This is a genomic window from Nocardiopsis exhalans, from assembly GCF_024134545.1.
GTDB lineage: Bacteria > Actinomycetota > Actinomycetes > Streptosporangiales > Streptosporangiaceae > Nocardiopsis > Nocardiopsis exhalans.
This window is the reverse complement of sequence record NZ_CP099837.1, coordinates 7,284,006-7,298,831: the sequence shown is the minus strand read 5'-3', so window position 1 is coordinate 7,298,831 and position 14,826 is coordinate 7,284,006. Positions and strand designations below refer to the sequence as shown.

The following is a 14,826-nucleotide window of genomic DNA, read 5'->3' as shown; positions in this document are numbered from 1 at the left end:
GGGAAGGGTGTCGATCCGGCGTCGACCCGTTCGACGTTCAGGTGAGGGCGGAGGAGAGGCCCCCGCCGCGCATCCGGAAGAGGGAAGACCATGCGTTACCTGATGTCGATCATGAGCACCCCCGAGACCGAGGCCCGGGACTGGGAGCCCGCACCCGAGGTCTACGAGGCGATGGGCGCCTACAACGAGGAGATGGCCAGGGCCGGGGTCCTGCTCACCGGGGAGGGGCTCACCCCCACCGCCGAGGGCGCCGAGGTGATCTTCCGCGACGGTGAGGCCACCGTCGTCGACGGCCCTTTCACCGAGGCCAAGGAGTTCATCGGCGGGTACTGGGTCATCCAGGTGTCCTCGCATGCTGAGGCCGTGGAGTGGGCCAAGCGGTGCCCGCACCCGCCCAAGGGCGACCCGACCGAGATGAAGCTCCAGCTGCGCCGGATCGGTGAGATAGAGGACATGGAGGGCATGTCCGAGGAGCTCAAGGAGCGCGAGTGGAACCTGCGCGCCCAGCAGGAGAACCTCAACGGCTGAGTCGTGGCCCTGAACCCTGTTGCGCGGTGTGGCCCTCGGTGCTGAGATGGTGCCGTGGGCCACACCGGTGTCGAAGGCGAGGTGGAGGCGGTCTGGCGCATCGAGTCGGCCCGTCTGGTCGCCGCGCTCACCAGAATGGTCGGCGACGTCGGCCTCGCCGAGGAGTTCGCCCAGGACGCCCTGGTCAGCGCCCTGGAGAAGTGGCCCGAAGAGGGTGTCCCCCGCAAACCCGGTGCCTGGCTGACCACCGTCGCCCGGCGCCGCGTCCTCGACCGCTGGCGGCGCGACGAACGCTTCCGGCTGCGCATGGTCGAGCTGGGCCGCGAGATCGCCGAACGCGACGGTCGGGCCGAGTTCGACGCCGTCCTGGAAGAGGACTACGGCGACGACCTGCTCAAACTCATGTTCGTCTGCTGCCACCCGGTACTGCCCACCCGGGCGCGGGTCGCGCTCACCCTGCGGCTGCTCGGCGGGCTGACCACCGACGAGATCGCCCGCGCCTTCCTCGTACCCGAGTCCACCGTGGCCCAGCGCGTGGTGCGGGCCAAACGCAGACTCGCCGACGAGGGCGTCCGCTTCGAGGTCCCCGCCGGGCCGGACCGCGACGCCCGCCTCTCCGACGTGCTCGAAGTCCTCTACCTGGTGTTCAACGAGGGGTACACGGCGACCTCGGGGGAGCGCTGGCTGCGCCCCGAACTCAGCGAGGAGGCCATGCGCCTGGGCCGGGTGCTCGCCGAACTGCTCCCCGAGGAACCCGAGGTGCACGGGTTGCTCGCCCTGATGGAACTCCAGGCCTCCCGGTTCCGCGCCAGGGTCGGGCCCGACGGCGAACCGGTCCCCCTCGCCGAACAGGACCGCTCCCGCTGGGACCGGCTGCTCATCAACCGCGGCCTGGCCGGACTACGCCGCTCCCTGCCCTCCGATCCCGCCCAACCACGCGGCGTCTACTCCCTCCAGGCCGGAATCGCCGCCAAGCACGCGGTGGCCCACCGGCCCGAGGACACCGACTGGCACGGGATCGCCGCACTCTACGAGGCCCTGGTCCGGCGGACCGGGTCCCCCGTGATCGAACTCAACCGCGCGGTGGCCGTCTCCATGGCACTCGGTCCGGGTGCGGCTCTGGGCATCGTCGACGCCCTGCTCGGAGCCAAGGCACTGAACGACTACCACCTGCTCCCCGCGGTCCGCGCCGACCTGCTCGAACGCCTCGGCCGCACGGAGGAGGCTCGGGCCGAGTACGAACGCGCCGCCGGCCTCACCCGCAACGAGCGCGAACGGGCTCTCCTGCTGGAGCGGGCCCGGCGCTGAGTTCTGCTGTCAGCAGTCAGCTCTGGCGCCCTGCGGCTGCTGCCCACCAGACTGACCGCATGACAAGACTTCTGGTTCTGGGCGGTACCGAGTTCGTGGGGCGAGCGGTCGTGGAGGAGGCGCTTTCCCGAGACTGGGAGGTCACCGTCTTCCACCGGGGCAGGCACGAGGCCCCTGCCGGTGTGGAGGTGCGGCTCGGTGACCGCACCGAGCCGGGCGGACTTGCCGCGCTGGAGGCGGGGGAGTGGGACTTCGTCGTCGATACCTGGTCGGACGCCCCGTCGGCGGTGGCTGACGCGGCTCGCCTGCTGGAGGGCAGGGTCGGCCACTACGCCTACGTCTCCAGCCGATCCGTCCACGGAGTGCCCAGCGCGCCCGGTGCGGACGAGGACGCCCCGGTGGTGGAGTCCTCGGTCGATGACGACGGAACCGACTACGCGCGGGCCAAGCGCGGCGGTGAGCTGGCGGCCGAGGAGGTCTTCGGTGACCGGGCGCTGTTCGTGCGAGCGGGGCTCATCCTGGGCCCGTACGAAAACATCGGCCGCCTGCCCTGGTGGCTCAACCGCATCGCCAAGGGCGGACCGGTCTTGGCCCCGGGTCCGCGTGACCTCCCGCTCCAGTACATCGACGCCCGCGACCTGGCCGCCTGGACTCTCGACGCCGCCCAGAAGGGTTTGAGCGGCCCCTACAACATGGTCAGCCCGAGCGGCCACGCCACCACGGAGAGCTTCCTGACGGCGTGCAAGGCGGCCACCGGTTCCGACGCCGAGTTCCGCTGGACGTCCCCCGAAGCGATCGAGGAAGCCGGGATCGCCCCGTGGCGGGAGCTCCCGGTCTGGCTGCCGCCGGGTGAGCTGCACGAGACCCTGCACCAGGGAAACGTGGAGCGCGCCCTCGCTACCGGACTGCGGTGCCGCCCGGTGACGGAGACCGTGGCTGACACCTGGGCCTGGCTGCGCTCCATCGGAGGGGACGCGGATCAGCGGCCGGACCGCCCCCGCGTCGGCCTGGCCCCGGAGGTCGAGGCCCGGGCCCTGGGCCTGTAGGACTGCCCCTCTGTCCTGTCTTTACCGGCCGCCCTGAGCGATCTTCACAAGGGCGGCCCACTCCGAGGGGGAAGGCCAGCGCACCGAGGCTCCGGTTCTGGATGTCGCTCACCGCCGAGGCACTGGGCAGGTCTGCGACCTTTACGCAGTCCTGGGGTTGGATCTGGCTGTAGAGAGACTTGCGGAAGGTGAGGTCTTCGCCGGGGGGTGCATGTCCGAGTCCTTCGCTCACCGGAGCCTACTGCCCACCTCCGGGCGGCCCGGGGCGAAGTGTCCTCGGAACGAGCACACGTAGGCCCTCAGGTTGTCCCTGAGGGCCTACGTTCTGCCTTGACTCAGCCCTGCGTCCGCACCCCTTCGACGAACGCGCGCCATTCGGGTGATTCGAAAGCCAAGTGCCCGCGCCCACGGTTCTTCGTGTCGCGGACAGCGGACAGCCCCGGCGCGTCGGCGACCTCCACACAGTTCTGCTGCTGGGTGTAAGACGACGTGCGCCAGGAGGCCTCAGTGGGGAACGAGTACATCGGCTCTTCCTATCAGGTGATCAACTTCTTCAGGTACGGAATCGTCCGCTCCTCATCCAGCGCCGAGGTGCGGATGTGGTCCCAGAGCCTGCGGTACTGAGTGATCTCAGCATCACGTTCCAGGTACAGGCCATCGGTGTAGGTTTCCAGGTACACGATGGGCCCGGCCGGTTCGGCGAAGTCCATGATCACGAACGGCCCCGCCACGCCAGCATGCACTCCCGCCTCCGTGGGCAGCACCTGAATGGTGACGTGACTGGAGGAATCCGCGAGCTCTACCAGGTGCTCGATCTGCTCCCGCATCACCTCAGGCGCCCCAGCCAGTCGCTGAAGGGCGTGCTCTTCGATGACTGCCCACAACTGAGTGGGTTCGTCTCCAGCGAGGATCTCCTGCCTTCGAATCCTCGCCTCGACAGCGCGCTGGATGTCCTCCGGGTCCCGCCAGAGTCGCGCTCGTTGCATGAGCCTGGCCAAGCCGGGCGTTTGGAGCAGTCCCGGGATGCCGAACGCCTCGTAGTTGGCGATACTCGTCGCCTCAGATTCGAGTTCGACGTAGGAGCCAGTGAGGATGTCGTCGTAGCGGGTCCACCAGCCGCGTTGCTGTGCATGACGGACGAGCGTCAGCACAGCCTCGTACTGCGGGTCCGCGGGGTCGATCTCGTACTCGTGTAGCAGCGCCTTGATTTCGACGACCGAGGGTTTCTTACGCTCGCCGGTTTCGATGTGGCCGAGCTTGGCCCGGGACCACTCGACTCGCTTGGCGACCTCTTCCAGAGAAAGCCCGGTGTCCTTGCGCATCTTTCGAAGGATGGCGGAGAGCTGGCGCCTCCGGATCGTAGGGCTGGCTGCCACCGTGGCCTTCCTGGTACGTGTGCGCTGCTTCTTCGTGGTGCTGATGGTAACTCCCAGGGCGAGAAAACGGACATTTAGCAATCTATGGATTGCGTTCTAGTGAGTAGCACTTGAATCCTAGATTTCTAGGGTTCAGTATGGGGGATGTACTCGTTCCGTAGTGCTGCCTCGTTCCAGGTGGCACGTCTCGAAGGAGCCGCCTTGTGGCGCGTTACCTGAACCTGTCCGAACTGGCGCATGTGCGCTGGTTGGCTTCCGAAGCGATGCGTCGCCGTCGCCCCCGTCGGGCCCGGCGTGTGCGTGCCTACGCCCCTGTTCCTCGGACTCTGGCTTTGGGTGAGCCTTCGCGCTCGCCCCATCCGCCCCGGATCCCAGCACCCCGACGGCCGTTGGACTCCGCGCCTATGGATGTGCTCCAAGCCGTGCTCGCCGAGCTGCGGCGGTTCGGGGTGGCGGCCTGATGCGCGACATCTACACCAGGGACCTGCTCACCGTCATCGACGAGGCCCTGCAACCTCCCGCGCACCTGCCCCCGCCCGAACTGGCCGCGTGGCACTCCCACACCCTGCGCCACCGGCTGCCCCTGATCCGGCAGGCCCTGCGGATCGCTCACGAGGAAGGCGACGCCGAGCTGGCAACCCAGCTGATCGACCAGGCCATCGCCGAGCACCCCAACCCGCCCCGCGCACCCCGGGCGGTCAGCGGTGACGGCGCCCGCCTGCCGGTGCGCTTGCAGGCCAACCCGCCCGATAGCGGTGAGCTCCCCGTCCCCGAGCACGTATTGTGCCCGCTGCTCTACAAGCAGTGGAACCTGACCATCGAGGGCCAGCCACCCCACGAGGTCTACGTGGCCCGACGCCCGATCGGCTGGACGGGTGAAGGCGACGCCTTCGAGCGGATCACCGCCCCCACCCGCTACGAGCTCCTGCGCCTACTCGGCCACCGCTTCCTGGGTCTCAGTTCCTCGCCCGACTCCTAGACCCCGTGCCCCTGCTGAGACCCCGGAAGCCTCAGCTCTCACGAAAAAGCTCTGGCGGGTGGACCAACACCCCCAGAGCAGGCCGACAACCACCAACTGGATTCAACGAAAGAGAGTTGCCGACATGGCCATTGTGTCAAACACCCACGCCCCCACACCCCCTTACGCGGGACGCCGCTGGCCCTCCCGCACCTACCCGGGCGATCTTGCCCAGACCGGGTGGGTGCGTGCGGACCTGGCCACCGACCTGCGCCGCCTGGCTGGACTCCCGAACGAGACCGGCGAGAGTCTGGTGCTCTGCGCCAGCGAGATGTTCGCCAACGCCTGTGACCACACGCTTTCGGGCCAGGACGTCGAGGGCCGGGTGATCCGTACCCTGCACATGCCCACCGCCGCCACGATTCAGGTCGCGATCGTCGACGACGGCCAGCGCACCGATACCGCCGAGTTCCAGGCCCCGCAGACCCCGCAGCACACCGTGGAGGAGTGGGAGCAGGCCGAGCGCGGCCGGGGTCTGCTGCTGATCGGCCACCTGGCCGACCGGTGGGGGACCCGTTCGGTGGTGGACTTCCCGTTCTGCCAGGGGTTGGGCACTGTGACCTGGGCCGAGTTCACCCTCCCCAGCACCACCACCGGCGAGGCCACCCGGTGACCGGCCCGCATCAGGTGAGCTCCGGGGTACGTCAGCGCCTGTCCGCGCCCCGGGGCCACTGCTTCCCCCGCCCCGGCGCCAACCGCCCGCTGGCCGCACCGCCCCAACCCCGGCAACACCGCCACTCCTCGGGCCCGTACTTCAGCACGCCGGAAACCCACTCCGATCGCCAGGCGCGGCTGTTGCGGCAGATGGAAGGCAACCCCCGGGTGGCCCACATGCTCCGGCACGGCCCGACCCCGCACTGGTTCGAGGTCGACCGCCAACGCCGCGAACAGGAAGAACGTGAAGCCCGACGGCTGGAAGAGGCTTTCGCGGCCTTGACCGACGCCCCCGCGACGCCCACCCGGGGCCGCCACCGGGCCCCACGCCCCTGGTGGGGCTGGCCCGCCCTGGCCATCAGCACCACGCTGCTCCTGGCCCAGACCACCGCCGAGGCCCTCGGCCGGGCTCTCTTCCAGACCGGGCTCCCGCCGCTCTGACCACCGATGCCCGCGAACACCGCGCGCCCGCTGACGCCCCGGCCCCGGTGGATTCGGCGGGCGCGCGGCACTACTCGCTCATCCCGTACGGGACGGCCGCCCCGGTGACTCCTACGTCACCGCCATCGCCTCAGCACGAAAGGTCGCCGACAGTGGATCGGCGGCTGAGGGGGGCGCCGATCCTCCTGGGGAGGGTTCCGGCCTCCTCTTCGAAGATGATCTTGCTACCAGGAGCAAGTTCGGCGCCGAACTTGCTCCTGGTAGCAAGATCATCGGGGGTTAGAGGGTTTCGGAAGCACAGGACAGGCCACCGGTCGGGTTTCGGTCTGCGGGTGAGCCGCCCGTCGGCACGGGCGCAGGAGCTCCAGAAAGCTCCCATCAACCATCTAGCGCCCGTACCGCTTGAGGCCGTCGGTGCTCAGGGTGACCCCGACCCCGGGGATCTCGACGGCGTGCCCGTAGCCGAGCTCGGCGATGTTGCGGCACCTGCCGCCCCTGGGCTCGCTGTGGACCGTGACGCTGTCGTCGCGGTCCACCAGCAGGTAGACGCCGATGTCACAGGCGGCGTAGGCGTGGGCCTTCTCGCCCCGGTCACGGGCGCTGGTGTCGGAGTCCCATGAGGTGACCTCGACGACTACCAGAACCCCTGCGGGATCCGCCCACTCACCCTGTCCGGCGAAGTGGTCGACCGGCGCGAGGATGCCGTCCGGTTGTGCGACCCCTTCCGGTGTGAACACAGGTCCCAGAACGCAGCGTGGACTCCTGGTACCAGGTTACAAGGGCGGACCCCTCAGCACCGGGGTCCGTGACGCACCGAGGGACCGCTCCCTCGGCGGGTGCGGTCCCTCGGTCGGCAGCGGTCGGGTCGGGTCAGGACTTCAGGACCGGTTCCTCGGCCTTGCGGGTGGTCACGTTCAGCTTGTCGCGCTCGCCGCTCACGTCCACCAGGACGGTGTCGCCCTCGGTGAGTTCGCCGGAGAGCAGCTCGCGGGCGAGCGGGTCGCCGATCGCCGACTGCACCAGGCGGCGCAGCGGCCGGGCACCGTAGTTGGGGTCGTAGCCGGTCAGCGCCAGCCACTCGCGGGCGCCCGCGGTGACGTCCAGTGCGAGCTGGCGGTCGGCCAGCCGGTGGGCCAGCTTGTCCACCTGCAGGTCCACGATCCGGGTCAGGTCCTCGGTGGACAGCGCGTCGAACATGATCACGTCGTCCAGGCGGTTGAGGAACTCCGGCTTGAACGTGGCCCGGACGACGTCCATCACGCGTTCCCTGCGGACGGCCTCCTCCAGGGACTGGTCCACCAGGAACTGCGAGCCCAGGTTGGAGGTGAGGATGAGGATGGTGTTGCGGAAGTCCACCTGGCGGCCCTGGCCGTCGGTCAGGCGACCGTCGTCCAGCACCTGCAGGAGGGTGTCGAACACCTCCAGGTGGGCCTTCTCCACCTCGTCCAGCAGCACCACCGTGTACGGGCGCCGCCGCACCGCCTCGGTGAGCTGGCCGCCCTCCTCGTAACCCACGTACCCGGGAGGCGCGCCCACCAGGCGCGACACGGAGTGCTTCTCCGAGTACTCGCTCATGTCGATGCGCACGATCGCGCGCTCGTCGTCGAACAGGAACTCGGCCAGCGCCTTGGCCAGCTCGGTCTTGCCCACACCCGTGGGCCCCAGGAACAGGAACGAACCCGTCGGCCGGTCCGGGTCGGAGATGCCCGCCCGGGCCCGGCGCACCGCGTCCGACACCGCCTGGACGGCGTCCTTCTGCCCGATCAGCCGCTGCCCCAGCTCGGCCTCCATCCGCAGCAGCTTGGAGGTCTCGCCCTCCATCAGCCGCCCCACCGGGATACCGGTCCAGGCGGAGACGACGTCGGCGATCTCGTCGGCGCCCACCTCGTCCTTGACCATGGTGTTCCCGGCGGAGGCCTCGGCGCTCTCCTCGGCCTTGGACGCCTCCTCGACCTGCTTCTCCAGCTGCGGGATGTCCCCGTACATCAGCCGGGAGGCCTCCTCGAAGCGGCCCTCGCGCTCGGCCAGTTCCGCCTTGGTGCGCAACTCGTCCAGCTGGCCCTTGAGGTCACCGACCCGGTTCAGCCCGGCCTTCTCCTGCTCCCAGCGGGCCACCAGTCCGGTGAGCTTCTCCTGGTGGTCGGCGAGGTCCGCGCGCAGCCGCTCCAGCCGCTGCTGGCTCGCGGGGTCGGACTCCTTGTCGAGCGCCATCTCCTCCATCTTGAGGCGGTCGACGGTGCGGCGCAGCTCGTCGATCTCCACCGGGCTGGAGTCGATCTCCATCCGCAGCCGGGACGCGGCCTCGTCGATGAGGTCGATGGCCTTGTCCGGCAGGAACCGCGCGGTGATGTAGCGGTCCGACAGCGTGGCGGCCGCCACCAGGGCGGAGTCGGAGATCTGCACCTTGTGGTGCGCCTCGTAACGGCCCTTGAGGCCGCGCAGGATCGCGATGGTGTCGGTGGCCGACGGCTCGCCGACGAACACCTGCTGGAAGCGGCGCTCCAGCGCGGGGTCCTTCTCGATCTTCTCCCGGTACTCGTCCAGGGTGGTCGCGCCGACCATGCGCAGCTCACCGCGGGCCAGCATCGGCTTGAGCATGTTGCCCGCGTCCATCGCGCCCTCGGCCGCGCCCGCGCCCACCATGGTGTGGAGTTCGTCGATGAACGTGATGACCTGGCCCTCGGACTCCTTGATCTCCGAGAGCACCGCCTTGAGCCGTTCCTCGAACTCGCCGCGGTACTTGGCGCCCGCGACCATCGCGGACAGGTCGAGGCTGATCAGGCGTTTGCCGAGCAGCGACTGCGGCACGTCCCCGGCCACGATGCGCTGGGCGAGCCCCTCCACCACGGCGGTCTTGCCCACGCCCGGCTCACCGATGAGCACGGGGTTGTTCTTGGTGCGGCGGCTGAGCACCTGGATGACCCGGCGGATCTCCCCGTCGCGGCCGATGACCGGATCCACCTTGCCCTCGCGGGCGCGTTCGGTGAGGTCCACACCGAACTTCTCCAGGGACTGGAAGGTGTCCTCGGGGTTCTCCGAGGTGACCTTGCCGGTACCGCGCACCCGCTCGAAGGCCTCCAGGAGGGTGTCCGGGGTGGCCCCGACCTCTTTGAGCAGCCGGGCGGCCTCACCGCCGTCGGTGGCCAGCCCGACCAGCAGGTGCTCGGTCGAGACGTACTCGTCCTCCATCTGTTGGGCGCGCTGGGCGGCGGTGTTGATGGAGACGATGAGCTGGCGCGAGGAGCTCGGTGAGCTGACAGTGGAACCGGCAGCCTTGGGCAGATTGCCGATCGCCACCTCGACCTTGTCCTTGAGCTGGTCGGGGTTGGCGCCGACCTCCTTGAGCAGCGGCCGGGTGATGCCCTCGGCCTGGTCCAGGAGGGCGTACAGCAGGTGCAGCGGCTCGGTCTGCGGGCTGCCGTCGGTGGTGGCCTGACGGATCGCGGCGGCCAGAGCCTCCTGGCTCTTCTGCGTGAGCTTGTAGTTCATGTCCGGTTACTCCTTCCACAAAAAGTGTTACTCAGAGTGATGATTCCTGGCCGCGCGTGTCCGTGCCGGCGGGCGGGAACCCCTGCCAGCCCGGGTTAACCCTGGGCCGATCCGCCCGACTCCGGACCGTCCTGGTGGCGGCTCTGGCCGGACGGGCCGCCCGGGCCATTCTGGCCACCCGGACCACTCTGACCGCCCTGGTCGTTTCGGCCGTCGCCCTGGTCGGGGCGCTCTTCGGCTTCGGCGGTGTTGAAGATCGTGACGCGGGTGCGGCGCACCAGCTCCCCGCGGACCGGCCCGCCCTCGGGGCGGGCCACCGGGCGGCCCCGCCGGGACACCGCCCGGCGGGCCGCCTCGAGTTCGTTGGCCAGGTGGAACACCTGCTCACGCAGCTGCTCCACCTCGTGCTGCAGCTCCAGGATCCGCTTGATCCCGGCGAGGTTGATGCCTTCCTCCTGCGACAGGCGCTGCACCTCGCGCAGCGTCCGTACGTCGCGCATGGAGTACCGGCGCCCCCGGCCGGACGTGCGGCCCGGGGACACGATCCCCAGCCGGTCGTACTGCCGCAGCGTCTGCGGGTGCATACCGGCCAGCTCAGCGGCCACCGAGATCACGTAGACCGGTGCGTCGGCGCCGAAAGCAGGATCGTTCACGTTGTTCACGCGCCCTTCGCCCGCGCTTCGAGCCCGTCGCGCGGGTCGTAGTCGGAGGTCGCCGCGCGGAACTTCTCCAGAGCCTCGCGGGCGTCGCCGTTGAGTGTCTTGGGCACGTCCACCTCGAAGGTGACCAGCATGTTCCCGATGGTGCCGTCCTTGCGGGTGGCGCCCTTGCCGCGGACCCGCAGCGTGTGCCCGTTCTGGGTGCCCGGCGGCACCTTCACGGTCACCGGGAAGCCGCTCAGGGTCGGAACCCTGACCTCGGCGCCCAGCGCCGCTTCGGGGAAGGTCACCGGGACCGTGATGGTGACGTTGTCGCCGCTCCTGCCGAACACCGGGTGTCCCTTCACGTGGACGACGACGTACAGGTCACCGTTGGGGCCGCCGTTCTCGCCGGGCGCGCCCTTGCCCTTGATGCGGATGCGCTGGCCGTCGCTCACTCCGGCCGGGATGCGCGTCTGTATGGTGCGGGTGCTCTTGCCGCGTCCGCTGCCGGTGCAGGTGGGGCAGGGGTCGTCGACCACGAGGCCGCGTCCCTTGCACTCGCTGCACGGGTCGGACAGCGAGAAGCCGCCCAGGTTGGTGCTCTCATGCCCGGTGCCGCTGCACTTGGGGCACATGCGCGGGGCCGTGCCGGCGCGCGCTCCCGTGCCCTTGCAGGTGAGGCACGGGGACTCGCTGCTCAGCTGGAACGAACGGGTGACCCCGTCCGCGGCCTCGCGGAAGCTCAGTGTCGTCTCGGTCTCGATGTCGGCGCCGCGCCTGCTGCGGGTGGCCGTGCCCCCGCGCCCGCGGTTGCCGAACAGCCCGCCGAAGAGGTCGCTCAGGCGCTCGCCGCCAGGCGCGCCGCCACCGCCGGAGCCCTGGCCGAAGATGTCGCTCATGTCGAACCCGCCGGGCCCGGCCCCGCCGGGACGGTACGAGCCGCCGAACATGGAGCGGGCCTCGTCGTACTCCTTACGGCGCTTCTCGTCCGAGAGGACGTTGTACGCCTCGGAGATCTCCTTGAAGCGGTCCTCGGCCTTGGCGTCGCCGGTGTTGGCGTCCGGGTGGTTCTCCCGGGCCAGCTTGCGGTAGGACGACTTGATCTCGTCCTTGGAGGCGGTCTTTGAGACTCCCAGGACCTTGTAGTAGTCCTTCTCCAGGTAGTCCTTGGTGCTCATCGACTGGTGCCTTCTCCCGCTGGTGCCGGTTGCGTCCGATGTTTCCACGTTGCCCCGAACCGCGTGGGGCCGGGGGCGACCCGGGGCCGTGACCGACGCTCTCACGTCGGCCACGGCCGGGTCTACGGGCGTACTCGATGGGCGCGTGCACCGTCCGCGACGGACAGCGCCCACCGAACACGTCCTACGGGCGTACCCGCTCCTACTTCTTGTCCTCGCCGCTCTCGCCGTTCCCGGCGGTCTCGGCGCCCTCGGCGGCTTCGGTGGAGTCCGCGGAGCCGTCGGAGGACTCCTCGTCCGCCGCGCCCTCCATGGGCTCGCCGACCACCACGCGGGCGGGGCGGAGAACGCGCTCACCCATCCGGTACCCGGGCTGGAACACCTCGATCACCGTCTGGACGGAGATGTTCGGGACGGGGACCAGGGTGAGGGCCTCGTGGACGTTCGGGTCGAACTCGTCGCCCTGCTCGGCGTACTTCTCCAGGCCCAGCTTGGTGGCCGTGGCCTCCAGGGCCTCACCCACCGCCTTGAACCCGCCGTTGAGCTCGTCGTGCTCACGGGCCCGACCGATGTCGTCCAGGACCGGCAGCAGTTCGCCGACGACCTGGGCGGTGGCCGCCTCGCGGACGGCCGCGCGGTCGCGCTCGACACGCTTGCGGTAGTTGGCGTACTCCGCCTGCACCCGCTTGATGTCGTTGGTGAGCTCGATGACCCGCTCGTCCGCGTTGATCGCCTCGGTCACCACGGATTCCGGGGTGTCCGGGATCTCGATCTCGCTCTCGACGACCTCGGGCTCCTCCTCGGTGGACTCGCCCTTGGGGGCACGGACCTCACCGGTCTCGGGGTCGACCTTGCGGTTGTCGCGGATCACCGGACCCTGGTTCTCGTCACCGTCACCGGTGTCAGGGTTGTTCTTGTCCGACAACGCCATGTCCGACGTTCCCTCCTTCCTCGGCTCTCACGGAACTCTCGGGTCAGGAACCCTGGTTGCCCTTGCCGTTGTCCTCGTCGACGATCTCGGCGTCGACCACGTCCGCGTCCTCGGCGGAGGTACCGCTGCCGGCGTCGGCGTTCTCGGCGCCGGGCTGGGCGGCGCCCTCACCCTGCTGGCCCTGGCTGTAGATCGCGGAACCGATCTTCTGGCTGGCCAGCGCGACCTTCTCGCTCGCGGAGCGGATGGCCTCGACGTCGGTGCCCTCCAGAGCGGTCTTCAGCTCGGCGACGGCGGCCTCGGTCTCGGAGCGCACGTCCGCCGGGACCTTGTCCTCGTTGTCCTTGATGACCTTCTCGGTCTGGTAGACGAGGGACTCGGCGTTGTTGCGGACCTCGGCCTCCTCGCGGCGCTTGCGGTCCTCCTCGGCGTACTGCTCGGCGTCGCGGACCATCTGGTCGATGTCGTCCTTGGACATCGCCGAACCACCGGAGATGGTGACGGTCTGCTCCTTGCCGGTGCCCAGGTCCTTCGCGGTGACGCTGACGATGCCGTTGGCGTCGATGTCGAAGGCGACCTCGATCTGCGGGACGCCGCGCGGCGCCGGGGGCAGACCGGTCAGGTCGAAGACGCCCAGCTTCTTGTTGTACTGGGCGATGTCGCGCTCGCCCTGGTACACCTGGATCTGCACGGACGGCTGGTTGTCGTCGGCCGTCGTGAAGATCTCGGAGCGCTTGGTCGGGATGGTGGTGTTCCGCTCGATGAGCTTGGTGAACACGCCGCCCTTGGTCTCGATGCCCAGGGAGAGCGGGGTGACGTCCAGCAGCAGGACGTCCTTGACCTCGCCCTTGAGCACACCGGCCTGGAGCGCGGCACCGATGGCCACGACCTCGTCCGGGTTGACGCCCTTGTTGGGCTCCTTGCCGCCGGTCATCTCCTTGACGAGCTCGGCGATGGCGGGCATACGGGTCGAGCCGCCGACCAGAACCACGTGGTGGATCTCGTCCAGGCTGATCCCGGCGTCCTTGATGACCTGCTGGAACGGGGTCTTGGTCCGCTCGACCAGGTCGGCGGTCAGGCGCTGGAACTCGGCGCGGGTGAGCTTCTCGTCCAGGTGCAGCGGGCCCTCGGCCGAGGCCGTGATGTAGGGCAGGTTGATCTGCGACTCGCTGGAGCTGGAGAGCTCGATCTTGGCCTTCTCGGCGGCCTCGCGCAGACGCTGGAGCGCCATCTTGTCCTTGGACAGGTCGACGCCGTTGGAGTTCTTGAACTTGTCCACCAGCCAGTTGACGATCGCCTGGTCCCAGTCGTCGCCACCGAGGTGGTTGTCGCCGTTGGTCGCCTTGACCTCCACGACGCCGTCGCCGACCTCCAGGAGGGAGACGTCGAAGGTACCGCCACCGAGGTCGTAGACGAGGATCGTCGCCTCGTCCTCCTTCTCCAGGTGGTAGGCGAGCGCGGCCGAGGTGGGCTCGTTGATGATGCGCAGGACGTTGAGGCCCGCGATCGTGCCGGCCTCCTTGGTGGCCTGGCGCTGCGAGTCGCTGAAGTAGGCCGGGACGGTGATGACCGCGTCGGTCACGTCCTCGCCCAGGTAGGCCTCGGCGTCGCGCTTGAGCTTCTGCAGGATGAAGGCGCTGATCTGCTGCGGGTTGAAGGTCTTGTCGTCAATCTGCACCGACCAGTCGGTGCCGATGTGACGCTTCACCGAGCGGATGGTCCGGTCGACGTTGGTGACGGCCTGACGCTTGGCCACCTCACCGACGAGCACCTCACCGTTCTTGGCGAAGGCCACGACCGAAGGGGTGGTGCGGGAGCCCTCGGCGTTCGTGATGACCGTCGGCTCGCCACCCTCAAGGACCGCGACACACGAGTTCGTCGTACCGAGGTCGATTCCGACCGCACGTGCCATGGTTGTTTCCTCCGTCAAAGTTGAGTCGTTCAGACGTAAGTTTGCTTCGTCGGGTGGAAGCTGTCAAGTCAGTTGAGTCGACCCGACTCAAGTTACTTCCTACGACCTGACAACGGGTGGCCACGCGGGGATGTTCCCGACCTGGGGTGATTTCACCTGGAGGATGGCTGAACCCCGGGACAACTCGGGGACATCCTTGACCTGAAAACCAGGGGAGCCGGGGGCGTCTCGGGGTGGGGCGGGGTGCTGGAGGCCGGGGCGGCGGCGGTGGCGCGGGGGGCGGTGTTCGCCCCCTCCCGGGACG

The 14,826-nt window shown here is 69.2% G+C and carries 13 protein-coding genes and 1 pseudogene; 6 read left to right on the top strand and 8 right to left on the bottom strand.

The annotated features are described in order from the left end of the window. Positions 1-90 precede the first annotated feature (90 nt). From NE857_RS32670 to NE857_RS32660, 3 genes are read left to right on the top strand one after another with little or no spacing between them, the layout of a single operon-like run. Complete coding sequence (locus NE857_RS32670) at positions 91-528, top strand: YciI family protein (RefSeq protein WP_254419071.1); 438 nt, start codon at positions 91-93, stop codon at positions 526-528. Positions 529-582: 54 nt separating this feature from the next. After that, positions 583-1,836 carry an RNA polymerase sigma factor gene (locus tag NE857_RS32665; RefSeq protein WP_254419070.1) on the top strand — a complete coding sequence of 418 codons (1,254 nt, stop codon included), beginning with the start codon at positions 583-585 and terminating at the stop codon, positions 1,834-1,836. Positions 1,837-1,895: 59 nt separating this feature from the next. Further along, complete coding sequence (locus tag NE857_RS32660) at positions 1,896-2,882, top strand: NAD-dependent epimerase/dehydratase family protein (RefSeq protein ID WP_254419069.1); 987 nt, start codon at positions 1,896-1,898, stop codon at positions 2,880-2,882. A 335-nt stretch (positions 2,883-3,217) separates the two neighbouring features. Here NE857_RS32660 and NE857_RS32650 read toward each other — a convergent pair whose 3' ends face one another. Next, entirely contained in the window at positions 3,218-3,406 is a 189-nt protein-coding gene (locus tag NE857_RS32650) for a DUF397 domain-containing protein (RefSeq protein WP_254419068.1), read from the bottom strand. Between the two features lie 12 nt (positions 3,407-3,418). Next, on the bottom strand, positions 3,419-4,258 hold the full coding sequence (locus tag NE857_RS32645; protein ID WP_301184280.1) for a helix-turn-helix domain-containing protein: 840 nt from the start codon (positions 4,256-4,258) through the stop codon (positions 3,419-3,421). Positions 4,259-4,718: 460 nt separating this feature from the next. Here NE857_RS32645 and NE857_RS32640 point away from each other — a divergent pair, with 460 nt between their 5' ends. From NE857_RS32640 to NE857_RS32630, 3 genes are all read left to right on the top strand, one after another. Then, positions 4,719-5,237 (top strand): hypothetical protein, encoded by a 519-nt coding sequence (locus tag NE857_RS32640; RefSeq protein ID WP_254419066.1) that lies wholly within the window; start codon positions 4,719-4,721, stop codon positions 5,235-5,237. 124 nt (positions 5,238-5,361) lie between these two features. Beyond that, on the top strand, positions 5,362-5,889 hold the full coding sequence (locus NE857_RS32635; protein ID WP_254419065.1) for an ATP-binding protein: 528 nt from the start codon (positions 5,362-5,364) through the stop codon (positions 5,887-5,889). Then, on the top strand, positions 5,886-6,371 hold the full coding sequence (locus tag NE857_RS32630; RefSeq protein ID WP_254419064.1) for a hypothetical protein: 486 nt from the start codon (positions 5,886-5,888) through the stop codon (positions 6,369-6,371). The genes NE857_RS32635 and NE857_RS32630 overlap by 4 nt, the downstream gene beginning before the upstream one ends. Positions 6,372-6,757: 386 nt before the next feature. Here the strand turns inward: NE857_RS32630 and NE857_RS32625 are convergent. The 6 genes and pseudogenes from NE857_RS32625 to dnaK form a co-directional block, all read right to left on the bottom strand. Then, positions 6,758-7,096, bottom strand: a pseudogene (locus tag NE857_RS32625) (Uma2 family endonuclease); the annotation flags it as partial. Between the two features lie 145 nt (positions 7,097-7,241). Further along, positions 7,242-9,860, bottom strand: a complete 2,619-nt coding sequence (gene clpB / locus NE857_RS32620; RefSeq protein ID WP_254419062.1) for an ATP-dependent chaperone ClpB — start codon at positions 9,858-9,860, stop codon at positions 7,242-7,244. A gap of 95 nt (positions 9,861-9,955) precedes the next feature. Beyond that, positions 9,956-10,522, bottom strand: coding sequence for a heat shock protein transcriptional repressor HspR (locus NE857_RS32615; RefSeq protein ID WP_254419061.1), 567 nt, complete (start codon positions 10,520-10,522; stop codon positions 9,956-9,958). Next, positions 10,519-11,679 carry a molecular chaperone DnaJ gene (gene dnaJ / locus NE857_RS32610; protein ID WP_254419060.1) on the bottom strand — a complete coding sequence of 387 codons (1,161 nt, stop codon included), beginning with the start codon at positions 11,677-11,679 and terminating at the stop codon, positions 10,519-10,521. Before dnaJ ends, NE857_RS32615 begins: the two co-directional genes overlap by 4 nt. Positions 11,680-11,881: 202 nt before the next feature. Continuing rightward, positions 11,882-12,610: a nucleotide exchange factor GrpE gene (grpE, locus tag NE857_RS32605; protein WP_254419059.1), complete on the bottom strand. Its 729-nt coding sequence runs from the start codon at positions 12,608-12,610 to the stop codon at positions 11,882-11,884. A gap of 43 nt (positions 12,611-12,653) precedes the next feature. Next, positions 12,654-14,522 carry a molecular chaperone DnaK gene (gene dnaK / locus NE857_RS32600; protein ID WP_254419058.1) on the bottom strand — a complete coding sequence of 623 codons (1,869 nt, stop codon included), beginning with the start codon at positions 14,520-14,522 and terminating at the stop codon, positions 12,654-12,656. Between the last annotated feature and the right edge of the window lie 304 nt (positions 14,523-14,826).